Consider the following 10,851-nt stretch of genomic DNA (forward strand, 5'->3'; position numbering starts at 1 on the left):
GTCTACTGGGCCGGGCCGATGCTGCTGCCCACGCCCCCACCGGTGTCCGTGTCGCCCACCGGCCGGATCCCCTTGGTGATGCGGTCCATGTCGGACAGCGGTGGCCCGTCCTCGCCCGCGTCGAAGGCGAAGCGGACGATGACCAGCGCCTGAGAACCCACGCTGGACGGAAACGCCAGCGACTGGACGTAACCCCCGGGTCCCACCGCGGTCTTGACCTGCCAGCGCACGAAGTACCCGGCACGCCCGGCGACCGCGACCGCCCCCGCCTTCACCTCTTTGTGGGAGTCGATGCCGTGGTAGGGGCGCCGGTCGACGAGGTCGCGGTCGTAGGCGCTGTCCGCCGCGTCCCCGATGTCCTTGCGCGCGAGGGCTTCGGGGGACTTCTCGTCGTTCCCGGTGACCGTGCGCGAGATGACCCACCCGTGGCGGCAGAGACCGGGGTCGCCGGGGCAGTCGTACGTCCCCGGAGTGGTCAACACGACATCGTCCTCGACGACGTTCTCCGGCCTCGCCCAGCCGTCGAGCAACGGCAAGGTGATGCCGTTGAGTTCGTCCACGACGACCGCCGGATCATCGGCAGGGGGCACGTCGGCCGCCGGCTCGGAAGAGAACGGGGTGGTCGGCTCCGTGGTCGACGTGGTGTTGGTCGGCGTGGTGTTGGTCGCCGCGTCGGCGGTGTCGTCGTTCCGGCCGAGGAGTACGGCGCCGGTGACGATCGAGGCGACCAGCACGGCTCCCGCGACGACGAGGGCGACGGCCTTGGCGCGGCCGGAGCTCCCGTCGGGGAACTCCGGCCGCCCCAACGGCTGTTGGAGCACCTCGGGCTGACGCCGGTGGTCGGTCCACGCGGTCCCGTCCCACCAGCGCTCGACGAGCGGGTACGACGGGTCGCGGTACCAGCCGGGCGGGGGCTTCATGCTCATCCCGGCACTCTAGGACGTGCGCCGAAGATCGGTACACGGTGTCCGGCACACGTCTGCCTCACAGGGCAGTACACCTAGGACCTGTCCTAGAGCGGCGTGACGTACGCTCCCGAGATTCCGCCGTCCACCAGGAAGTCGCTGGCGTTGACGAAGGAGGAGTCGTCGCTGGCGAGGAACGCGACCGCCGCGGCGATCTCGTCGGCCTCCGCGAACCGGCCGACGGGGATGTGCACGAGCCGACGCGCGGCCCGCTCGGGGTCCTTGGCGAACAGCTCCTGGAGCAGCGGGGTGTTGACCGGCCCGGGGCACAGGGCGTTGACCCGGATGCCCTCCCGCGCGAACTGCACGCCCAGTTCACGGGACATGGCCAGCACACCGCCCTTGGAGGCCGTGTACGAGATCTGCGAGGTCGCTGCCCCCATCCGGGCCACGAAGGACGCCGTGTTGATGATGGAGCCCCTGCCCTGGCGTCGCATGTAGGGGATCGCGGCCTTGCAACACAGGTAGACGGAGGTGAGGTTGACCTCCTGGACCCGCTTCCAGGCCTCCAGTCCCGTCTCCAGGATGGAGTCGTCGTCGGGCGGTGAGATGCCCGCGTTGTTGAAGGCGACGTCGACGGAGCCGTAGGTGTCGTACGCCGTCCTGAAGAGCGCTTCGACCTCCTCGGGGTCGGTGACGTCGACCTTCACGAAGATCCCGCCGGCCTCCTCGGCGGCCGCCTTGCCGCTCGTCTCGTCGACGTCGCCGCAGACGACATGGGCGCCCTCGGAGGCGAGGCGGCGAGCGGTGGCGAGACCGATGCCGCTGCCCGCGCCGGTGATGACGGCGGTACGACCGACCAGCCGGCGGCAGATGATGTCTGAGGTGTCGGGGGTGTCTGCGGTCACTGTGCGGGGCCTTCCGTGCTGATGAAGACGTTCTTGGTTTCGGTGAATGCGGTGAGGGCGTCCGGGCCGAGTTCGCGGCCGATCCCCGACTGCTTGAAGCCGCCGAAGGGGGTCCAGTAGCGGACGCTGGAGTGGGAGTTGACGGACAGGTTCCCGGCGCGGACGGCTCCCGAGACGCGCAGGGCGCGGCCGACGTCGCGCGTCCAGATGGAGCCGGACAGGCCGTACTGGGTGGCGTTGGCGAGCCGGATCGCATCCGCCTCGTCCTCGAAGGGGAGGACGACGGCGACCGGGCCGAAGACCTCCTCGACGGCCACCCGCGCGTCGGGCTCGACGTCGGTGAGGACGGTGGGCGGGAACCAGAAGCCCGGGCCCTCGGGGGCCTTGCCGTGCATGCCGGGCGCGTCGGCGGCGACGTACGAACGTACGCGTTCCAACTGCACCTTGGAGATCAGCGGGCCCATCTGGGTCCGCTCGTCGGACGGGTCGCCGACGACGACGGACGCGAGGGCCGGGGCGAGGAGTTCGAGGAAGCGGTCGTAGGCGGAGCGCTGGACGAGGATGCGGGTGCGGGCGCAGCAGTCCTGGCCGGAGTTGTCGAGGAAGGCCATGGGAGCCGCGGCGGCGGCGGCCTCGACGTCGGCGTCGGCGAAGACGATGTTCGGGCTCTTGCCGCCGAGTTCGAGGGTGACGCGCTTGAGGAGGGCCGAGCCCTTTGCCAACACCTGTTTGCCCACGGCGGTTGACCCCGTGAAGACGATCTTCGCGACGTCGGGGTGCTCGACGAGTGCGTTCCCCGCGACGGGACCGGCACCCGGGAGTACCTGGAAGAGGTGCTCGGGAAGGCCCGCCTCCAGGGCGAGCTCGGCCAGGCGCAGAGCGGTGAGGGGTGTCGTCTCGGCGGGCTTGAGGATGACCGCGTTCCCGGCCGCGAGTGCCGGTGCGGTGCCCCACGCGGCGATCGGCAGGGGGAAGTTCCAGGGGGCGATGACGCCGACGACGCCGAGCGGTTCGAGGATCGTGATGTCCAGGCCGCCGGAGACCGGGATCTGCCGGCCCGTCAGCCGCTCCACTCCCCCGGCCGCGTAGTCGAGCAGATCCCGGACGTTGCCCACCTCCCAGCGGGCGTTGCCGATCACGTGACCGGCCTCGCGGACCTCCAGCCGGGCGAGTTCCTCGAGGTGATCGTCGACGACGACGGCGAAGCGGCGCAGCAGCCGGGCGCGCTCGCCCGGAGCCAGGGCGGCCCACCGGACTTGCGCCTTCCCCGCCCGTGCGACGGCGGCATCGACGTCCTCGGGGGTGGCGCCCGGGAGGGTCGCGATGACCTCCTCGGTCGCCGGGTTGAGTACCTGGAGTTCGTGCTCGTGCGACAAGGAGGCCCTCATAGACGTTCGAAGGAGCGGCGCAGCTCCCAGTCGGTGACCGCGGCGTCGAAGGCGTTCAGCTCGACGCGTGCCATGTTGCGGTAGTGCGCGACCACCTCGTCGCCGAAGGCGGCCCGGGCGATGGGGCTGTTCTCCCAGAGCTCGGCGGCCTCGCGAAGGGTGGTGGGGACGTGCTCGTAATCGGCGGCGTACGCGTTGCCCGCGCACACGTCCGGCAGCTCCAGCTTCTGCTCGATGCCGTACAGGCCGGCCGCGACGAGGCCGGCGACGGCCAGGTGCGGGTTGACGTCACCGCCGGGCAGCCGGTTCTCGAAGCGCATCGAGCGGCCGTGGCCGACGACGCGGAGGGAGCAGGTGCGGTTGTCGTAGCCCCAGGCGACGGCGGTGGGGGCGAAGGAGCCCGGCTGGAAGCGCTTGTAGGAGTTGATGTTCGGGGCGTAGAGGAGCGAGAAGTCGCGGAGCGCGGCGAGCTGTCCGGCGAGGAAGTACCGCATGGTCTGCGACATGCCGCCCGGGTCGTCGGAGGAGCCGGCCATCACATTGGTGCCGTCCTTGTCCGCCAGCGAGAGGTGGATGTGGCAGGAGTTGCCCTCGCGCTCGTTGTACTTCGCCATGAAGGTGAGCGAGACGCCCTCCTGGGAGGCGATCTCCTTGGCGCCGGTCTTGTAGACGGCGTGCTGGTCACAGGTGACGAGGGCCTCGTCGTACTTGAAGGCGATCTCGTGCTGGCCGGGGTTGCACTCGCCCTTGGCGGACTCGACGATCAGGCCCGCCGCCTGCATCTCGTTGCGGATGCGGCGCAGGAGCGGCTCGATCCGTCCCGTGCCAAGGACCGAGTAGTCGATGTTGTACTGGTTCGCCGGGGTGAGGTCGCGGTAGTGCGCGTCCCAGGCCTGCTCGTAGGTGTCCTTGAAGACGATGAACTCGAGTTCCGTGCCGACCTGGGCGGTGAGGCCGAGTTCGGCGAGGCGGTCCAGCTGGCGCCGCAGGATCTGGCGGGGCGCGGCCACCACCGGGGAGCCGTCGTTCCAGGCGAGGTCGGCGATGAGGAGGGCCGTGCCCTCGTTCCACGGCACCCGGCGCAGGGTGCTCAGGTCGGGGTGCATGGCGAAGTCGCCGTATCCCCGCTCCCAGGAGGACATCTCGTAACCGTCGACCGTGTTCATCTCGGTGTCGACGGCGAGGAGGTAGTTGCAGCCCTCCGTGCCGTGTTCCAGGACGTCGTCGAGGAAGAAGCGCGCGGCGAACCGCTTGCCCTGGAGCCGTCCCTGCATGTCCGGGAAGGCCAGGACGACCGTGTCGATCTCGCCGCCCGCGACCAGGCTGCGCAAGCCCTCGACGGTGAGCGGGGGTGTGCGGTCTGCCACCGGAAAAGCCTCCTTGGGTCAGCCGAGAGTCATAAGGTATTGCTGAGAACCATTGCTTGGGAAGGGGGCACGACCAGATGACGTGGGCGGAATCCGACGGCGGGGCGGACGACCGGCTGACGCCGGTGCTGCGGCCGGTCCGGGCGGGCAACGGTTTCGAGGAGGCGCTGGAGCAGATCCTCCAGATCGTCCGGCTCGGCCTGGTGCCGGGCGGTGAACGGCTGCCCGCCGAGCGGGAGTTGGCGGAGCGGCTCGGGATCAGCCGGGTGACGCTGCGCGAAGTACTGAAGGTGCTCCAGGACCAGGGACTCCTCGAGTCGCGCCGCGGCCGGTACGGCGGCACCTTTGTGCTGCCGAGGGCCGACGCGCCCGGCGAGCACGAGCTGCGGCGCCGGGTCGCCGAGGTCGACATCGAGGACGTGCTGCGCTTCCGCGAGGTCCTCGAGGTCGGCGCGGCGGGCCTGTGCGCGACGCACGGCCTCGACGACGAGCAGGCCGGCCGGCTGCGCGAGGCCCTCGCCCGCACGCGGGACGCTCCGCTGGCCGACTACCGACGTCTGGACACCAGGCTGCACCTCACCCTCGCCGAACTGTGCGGCTCCCCTTCGCTCGCCGCCCGGTACGCGGCCGTACGCGCCTCCGTGAACGACCTCCTCGACTGCATCCCGCTCCTCGTACGCAACCTGGAGCACTCCCAGCAGCAGCACTGCGCGCTGGTCGAGGCGGTCCTCGACGGGGACGCGGACGGGGCGCGGGAGATGATGCGGGAGCACTGCGGGGGGACGGCGGCGCTGTTGAGGGGTTTCCTGACCTGAGGCTCCGCAAAGGTATGGGGGCTTTCCATTGAGCTCGGAGATTGAAATCGGAGGAAATCGCGTGGGCGGCAGGCCGTTGATCGGTGTGAGTACGTATCTGGAGTCCAAGGCGCGCTGGGGGGTGTGGGAGCTGGAGGCGGCGTTGCTGCCGGTCGGCTATCCGCGGCTCGTGCAGCGGGCCGGCGGGCTTGCCGTGATGCTGCCGCCGGACGATCCGGCGTACGCGGCGGAGACCGTCGCCCGCCTCGACGGGCTCGTCGTCGCCGGTGGGCCCGACGTCGATCCCGTCCGCTACGGCGCCGAGCGCTCGCCGCGCACCGGGCCGCCCGCCCCGGAGCGCGACGCCTGGGAACTCGCCCTGATCGACGCCGCGTTGGCCTCCGGCACGCCGCTCCTCGGCATCTGCCGGGGCATGCAGCTCCTCAACGTCGCCCTCGGCGGAACGCTCGTCCAGCACCTCGACGGCCACGTGAAGGACGTCGGGGTGTTCGGCCACCACGACGTGACTCCCGTGCCGGGGAGCCGGTACGCGGCTCTCGCGCCGGAGCCGACCGCCGTGCCGACGTATCACCACCAGGCGGTGGACCGACTCGGTGACGGACTGCTGCCCTCGGCCCACGCGACGGACGGGACGGTGGAGGCCGTCGAACTTCCCGGTCCTGGGTGGGTGTTGGGGGTGCAGTGGCATCCGGAGATGGGGGACGACGTGCGGGTCGTGCGGGGGTTGGTGAGGGCGGCGTCCTGAGGCAGCGCCAGCGGTTCTTCGCCCCCTCAGACCCCCCGCGTCAGCGACAACAAGTCCCGCGCGGGCCCCGTAGGCCGATGCCCCGTCGGCCACACCGCCCGCAGGGACCGCCGTAGTTGGACGTCGGACAGCGGGATGCTCACCAGCCGGTGGGCGGAGAGTTCCTCGCCGAGGGCCAGTTCGCTCAGGACGGCGGGGCCCGCGCCGCTGACGACGGAGGCCTTGACCGCGGTGGTGGAGGACAGCTCGATGAGCGGGCGGGCGAGGCCACCGAGGGCGGCGTCGAGGACCTGGCGGGTGCCCGACCCCTCCTCGCGGAGGATGAGCGGCGTCGCCGCCAGCTCCGCCGCGGCCAGGGGCTGCCGACGGCGTGCCCATGGATGGTCCGGCGCCGTCACCACGATCAGCCGGTCATGCGCGATGACCGCCGAATCGAGGCCGGCCGGCACGGACAGCCCCTCGACGAACCCGACGTCGGCCTCGTCGGCGAGGAGACGTTCGGCGACGGCCGCCGAGTTCCCGGCGAGGAGCGACACGGCCGTGTCGGGGTGCTGAGCACGAAGCGCGATCAGCCAGCCCGGCAGCAGATACTCGGCGATCGTCATGCTCGCCGCGACACGCAGCCGCGAGTCCCGTCGGTCCCGCAGCGCCTGGGCACCCACGTCGAACGTCTCGGCCGCCTCCACGACCCTCCGCGCCCAGTCCGTGACGAGCGCCCCGGCCTCGGTGAGACGCGACCCGCGCGGTGAGCGGTCGACGAGGGCCACGCCGAGTTGTCTTTCCATCGAGCGGATCCGGCTGCTGGCCGCCGGCTGGGTGATCCCCAGTTCCTGGGCGGCCCGTCCCAGACTGCCCAGCCGGGCCACCGCGAGCAGCAGCTCCATCGCCCCCAGATCCGGCACCCGGTGCGCGATTCCCGTCCGTTCCCCAGCCCTGTCGTCAGCCCTACTACTCATAACTCCAGTTTATGCCCTCATAGGGCGGTACTCCCTGGTGGGCGGCGCGCCGCGGCGGGACCTTGGAAGCATGGTCACCACACAGCCCGCCGCAGCGTTGTTCCCCATGGCCGGTACCCGGCACACCACCACCCTCCGGTACCTCGGCCCGAACTGGTACGCCTCGGTGATGGGCACCGCGATCGTGGCGACGGCGGGCGCCGGGCTCCCCGGGGCCGTTCCCGGCCTGCGGACCGTCTGCGCCGCCGTCTGGGCGCTGGCGCTGGCGATGCTGGTGGTCCTGCTCGCCGCCCGCGCCCTGCACTGGACGCACCATCGCGACCAGGCGCGCGCCGGCTTCCTCGACCCGGCAACGGCCCCGTTCTACGGCTGTCTGTCCATGGCCCTGCTGGCCGTGGGTGGCGGCGCCCTGGTCGTGGGCCAGGACTGGATCGGTCTGGAAGCGGCGGTCGCGCTGGACGCCGTCCTGTTCGGGGCCGGGACGGTCATCGGCCTCGCCTGCGCCGTGGCCGTCCCGTACCTCATGGTGGCCCGGCACCGGATCGAGCCCGGGCAGGCGAGCCCCGTGTGGCTGCTCCCCGTCGTCGCCCCGATGGTGTCCGCGGCGCTCGGTCCGCTCCTCGTCCCCCATCTCCCGGCCGGCCAGGCGCGGGAGACCCTCCTCCTCGGCTGCGTCGCGATGTTCGGGCTGAGTCTGCTTGCCACCTCGCTGATGCTGCCGCTGATCTTCGCCAGGCTGCTCGCCGATGGCCCGCCGCCGCTCGCCCTGACCCCGGCCCTGTTCCTGGTGCTCGGCCCGCTCGGTCAGTCCACGACCGCGGTCGGCAAGTTCGCGGACTTCGCGCCCGGCGTGGTGCCCGCCCCGTACGACCAGGGTTTCAGCGATCTCGCGGTCCTGTACGGCGTCCCCGTGATGGGCTTCGCACTGCTCTGGCTCGCCCTCGCCACCGCTCTGGTGCTGCGCGCCCGCCGTCGCGGGATGGGCTTCACGATGACGTGGTGGTCGTTCACCTTCCCGGTGGGGACGTGCGTCACCGGCGCGGAGAGCCTGGCCCGGCACACCGGTCTCGTCGCCTTCAGTGTCCTCGCGGTCGCGCTGTACGTCCTGCTCGTGGCCGCCTGGTCGGTGGCCGCCGTCCGCACGGCCCGCGGCCTGCTCAGCGGCGAGCTGCTCGCAGCGCCTCGCCCAGCAGCCGCGGAGCCTGCGCCAGCGAGGGCCCGTACCAGGTGAGCAGGCGTCCGTCGACGAGCGCGCACGGCACGCCCTCGAACGCCTCGGGTCCGTCGGCGGCGGTGAAGCGGTACGGCTCGTCGGGCAGGATCACGAGTTCGGGGGCCGCCGCCTCGAGCTCGGGCAGCGGGACGCGCGGATAGCGTTCCTCGTGGTGCGCGTACACGTTGTCCACGCCGAGGCGGGCCAGTACGTCCCCGGCGAAAGTGTCCCGGCCGAGCACCATCCAGGGACGCCGCCAGATGGGCACGACCGCGGTCGTACGACGGGCTGGAACCACCAGTTCCGCCCATGCCCGCTCCGCCTCCTCCAGCCACCGCGGCCGGGTCTGCGCTCCGCACGCGTACAGCACCCGCTGCAGTTCGGAGAAGGCTCCCGGCACGTCCCGTACCTCGGTGACCAGGACCTCGATGCCCGCCGCGCGCAGGGCCGTCAGGTCGGGCTCGCGGTTCTCCTCCTCGTTGGCGAGGACGAGGTCGGGAGCGAGCCGCACGATGCTGTCGACGTCGGGATTCTTGGTGCCGCCGATCCGTACGACGTCGAGGTCCGCCGGATGGCTGCACCAGTCCGTCGCGCCGATCAGCGCTCCGGGCAGGGAGAGGGCCACGGCCTCGGTGAGTGAGGGAACGAGCGACACGACGCGCCGGATGTCGCACCCGGGTTCAGCGCCTGCCGAGGTCCCGGGCACAGCGCTTTCCGAGGTCCAGGGCACAGCGCCTGCCGAGGTCCCGGGCTCAGCGCCTGCCAACGTTGTGGCGGTCCTCCACCGCGTCGATGTGGTCGGCGACCTCCACCACGATCACCCGGGTGTCCGGCACGGTGGCCCGCCACCGGTGCCGCACTCCGCCTGTCAGATACATGGTGTCGCCGCGCCCGAGGCGATGGGCACGGCCCTCCGCCTCGACCTCGACGGCGCCCTCGACGACGTACATCAACTTGTCGTTGCGGAGCTGCAGTTCACGCACCTCGTCGTGGTCACCGGTGAATTCGGTGGCGTGCAGCTGGTGGTGACCGCGCACCAGGGGGCGCACCTGTGCGTCGGGGGCGTACTCGGCGGATTCCGCGCGCACGACGTCGACGCTGCACGCCGGGTCGGCCGCGGCGAGCAGTTCGACGGCCGTGGTGCAGAGTGCGTCGGCGACTCTCTCCAGGGAGCTCTTGCTGGGCCGGGCACGCTCGTTCTCGACCTGGCTGAGAAAGGGCACCGACAGGCCGCTGCGCTCGGCCACCACGGCAAGGGTGAGGTCCAGGGCACGGCGGCGCCGCCGTACTGCCGCACCCACCCGAAGGGGTTGTTCTTTGTGGTCGCCCATCGCTTCGGCTCCCTCCCTTGCGTCGTCGGTCCCTACTACAGCTAGTGCTTCGGCCCACTACTTCTGAAGAGTTGTTTGCACCCTACGCATGTTCGGCAAACCGTTTCACGCACCCGTCACATCGCAGACACGCAGAAGGGGGGTAGGGGTCACAGTTCGCGCCAATAGAGGAGCTGGCCCGCTTCGCCGGGCGCCGCGCCCTCGCCCGGGACGAAAAGGCTGACAAGCAGGGCCGGATGCCCCTGCGGGTCGGTGAGCAGGGTCGCGGACGGGTTGGCGAAGGCCCGGCTGCCGCCGTGGGTGCGCAGAGTCAGCCGTTCGGCCCGTCCGGTCGCCGGATCGTAGGCGTACGTCCGCCAGCTCCCGAAGTCCTCGCGCCGCCGTTGGCCCTCTATCAACACCAGCTCCGTTCCCCCGAGTTCGAGGGCCGAGCGGTCGCCGATGTTTCCGCCGGTCCCCCACGCCTCCAGCGCCCGGTCCAGGCGTTTGTCGGGCTCGGCCTGCCAGGTCGTGAAGTCCGTGAGTGTGGCCCGGAGTTGGCGGTCGGTGCCGCACTGCTCCTGATAGTGGCCGGTGAGTTCGACCGTCCCGTCGTGCACGGCCGTGATGTCCGGTGTGCCCTCTGCACAGCGTGAGAGGGTGCGCGACGCGTCGTAGGCATGTTCGGCGTTCCCGGCCAGCAGGGCGTCGAGATCGGCGTAGCCGCGTACCGCGATGTGGTTGTCCGGATCCTTCTCGTACGCCAGTACGTAGCCACCGGCGCCGTCGGGGGCGAGTGTGGGCTGACTGGTGCCCGCGCCGAAGTCGTGGCGGCGGGTCCAGGTACGCAGATCCGTGGAGGTGGCGACGGCCGAGTGGAAGCGGCCGTCGGCGAGGGTCGAGTGGTAGACGGCGAGATAGGTGCCGTCCGGTGCCTGGGTGATCTCCGCGGTGTCCATGGTGTGGCCGGAGTCGTCCCGCAGGTCGTACGCGTAACCGTCGGCCTCGCGCACGTCCCCGGCCAGGGACTCCAGCCGCGCCGTGACCGCGGACGGGGGTTCCGCGTGCGCGCCCGGCGACACAGCCGTCAGCAGCACCACGAGGAGGGCGACCAGGCGGCCGGGGCGGAGCAGGGATCGCACAGGGTCTCACAGGAACGCGGGGAGAAGGGGAGCCGAGCGTACGGACCGGTCGCGGGCTCCGGGAACTCCATGAGGGGTGGCCTTCGCCACACGGGACACGCG

General features: G+C 71.4%; 11 protein-coding genes. 3 read left to right on the forward strand and 8 right to left on the reverse strand.

Annotated elements, in window-relative coordinates; translation table 11 throughout:
- Window positions 1-2: 2 nt before the first annotated feature.
- The 4 genes from ACFYPC_RS23225 to ACFYPC_RS23240 all read right to left on the reverse strand — a co-directional run bounded on the left by ACFYPC_RS23225 (window position 3) and on the right by ACFYPC_RS23240 (window position 4,568).
- Window positions 3-926, reverse strand: coding sequence for a DUF2510 domain-containing protein (locus ACFYPC_RS23225; protein ID WP_388679292.1), 924 nt, complete (start codon window positions 924-926; stop codon window positions 3-5).
- Between the two features lie 86 nt (window positions 927-1,012).
- Window positions 1,013-1,813, reverse strand: a complete 801-nt coding sequence (locus ACFYPC_RS23230; protein WP_388679295.1) for a 3-oxoacyl-ACP reductase — start codon at window positions 1,811-1,813, stop codon at window positions 1,013-1,015.
- Window positions 1,810-3,201, reverse strand: coding sequence for an aldehyde dehydrogenase family protein (locus ACFYPC_RS23235; protein WP_388679298.1), 1,392 nt, complete (start codon window positions 3,199-3,201; stop codon window positions 1,810-1,812). Before ACFYPC_RS23235 ends, ACFYPC_RS23230 begins: the two co-directional genes overlap by 4 nt.
- Entirely contained in the window at window positions 3,198-4,568 is a 1,371-nt protein-coding gene (locus ACFYPC_RS23240) for a glutamine synthetase family protein (RefSeq protein ID WP_388679301.1), read from the reverse strand. The genes ACFYPC_RS23235 and ACFYPC_RS23240 overlap by 4 nt, the downstream gene beginning before the upstream one ends.
- 77 nt (window positions 4,569-4,645) lie before the next feature.
- On the opposite strand from ACFYPC_RS23240, the gene ACFYPC_RS23245 reads away from it, so the two are divergent.
- Together ACFYPC_RS23245 and ACFYPC_RS23250 are read left to right on the forward strand one after the other, a co-directional pair.
- On the forward strand, window positions 4,646-5,383 hold the full coding sequence (locus tag ACFYPC_RS23245) for a FadR/GntR family transcriptional regulator (RefSeq protein WP_388679304.1): 738 nt from the start codon (window positions 4,646-4,648) through the stop codon (window positions 5,381-5,383).
- 76 nt (window positions 5,384-5,459) lie between these two features.
- Window positions 5,460-6,128, forward strand: coding sequence for a gamma-glutamyl-gamma-aminobutyrate hydrolase family protein (locus ACFYPC_RS23250; RefSeq protein ID WP_388679485.1), 669 nt, complete (start codon window positions 5,460-5,462; stop codon window positions 6,126-6,128).
- Window positions 6,129-6,154: 26 nt separating this feature from the next.
- On the opposite strand, the gene ACFYPC_RS23255 is transcribed toward ACFYPC_RS23250, so the two are convergent.
- Window positions 6,155-7,084 carry a LysR family transcriptional regulator gene (locus ACFYPC_RS23255; protein WP_388679306.1) on the reverse strand — a complete coding sequence of 310 codons (930 nt, stop codon included), beginning with the start codon at window positions 7,082-7,084 and terminating at the stop codon, window positions 6,155-6,157.
- A gap of 70 nt (window positions 7,085-7,154) precedes the next feature.
- On the opposite strand from ACFYPC_RS23255, the gene ACFYPC_RS23260 reads away from it, so the two are divergent.
- A complete protein-coding gene (locus ACFYPC_RS23260; RefSeq protein ID WP_388679309.1) occupies window positions 7,155-8,315 on the forward strand; it encodes a TDT family transporter in 1,161 nt (386 codons plus the stop codon).
- Here the strand turns inward: ACFYPC_RS23260 and ACFYPC_RS23265 are convergent.
- The 3 genes from ACFYPC_RS23265 to ACFYPC_RS23275 all read right to left on the reverse strand — a co-directional run bounded on the left by ACFYPC_RS23265 (window position 8,242) and on the right by ACFYPC_RS23275 (window position 10,749).
- Window positions 8,242-8,964 carry a helical backbone metal receptor gene (locus ACFYPC_RS23265; protein WP_388679487.1) on the reverse strand — a complete coding sequence of 241 codons (723 nt, stop codon included), beginning with the start codon at window positions 8,962-8,964 and terminating at the stop codon, window positions 8,242-8,244. The genes ACFYPC_RS23260 and ACFYPC_RS23265 overlap by 74 nt on opposite strands.
- 85 nt (window positions 8,965-9,049) lie before the next feature.
- Window positions 9,050-9,628 (reverse strand): helix-turn-helix domain-containing protein, encoded by a 579-nt coding sequence (locus tag ACFYPC_RS23270; protein WP_388679312.1) that lies wholly within the window; start codon window positions 9,626-9,628, stop codon window positions 9,050-9,052.
- Between the two features lie 149 nt (window positions 9,629-9,777).
- Window positions 9,778-10,749: a hypothetical protein gene (locus ACFYPC_RS23275; protein ID WP_388679315.1), complete on the reverse strand. Its 972-nt coding sequence runs from the start codon at window positions 10,747-10,749 to the stop codon at window positions 9,778-9,780.
- Window positions 10,750-10,851: the final 102 nt, after the last annotated feature.

Source organism: Streptomyces sp. NPDC005808, from assembly GCF_042871385.1.
GTDB lineage: Bacteria > Actinomycetota > Actinomycetes > Streptomycetales > Streptomycetaceae > Streptomyces.

Coding starts and splice junctions, on each gene's coding strand:
- ACFYPC_RS23225 (WP_388679292.1), bottom strand. CDS start 926: ATGAGCATGAAGCCCCCGCCCGGCTGGTACCGCGACCCGTCGTACCCG.
- ACFYPC_RS23235 (WP_388679298.1), bottom strand. CDS start 3,201: ATGAGGGCCTCCTTGTCGCACGAGCACGAACTCCAGGTACTCAACCCG.
- ACFYPC_RS23245 (WP_388679304.1), top strand. CDS start 4,646: ATGACGTGGGCGGAATCCGACGGCGGGGCGGACGACCGGCTGACGCCG.
- ACFYPC_RS23255 (WP_388679306.1), bottom strand. CDS start 7,084: ATGAGTAGTAGGGCTGACGACAGGGCTGGGGAACGGACGGGAATCGCG.
- ACFYPC_RS23260 (WP_388679309.1), top strand. CDS start 7,155: ATGGTCACCACACAGCCCGCCGCAGCGTTGTTCCCCATGGCCGGTACC.
- ACFYPC_RS23270 (WP_388679312.1), bottom strand. CDS start 9,628: ATGGGCGACCACAAAGAACAACCCCTTCGGGTGGGTGCGGCAGTACGG.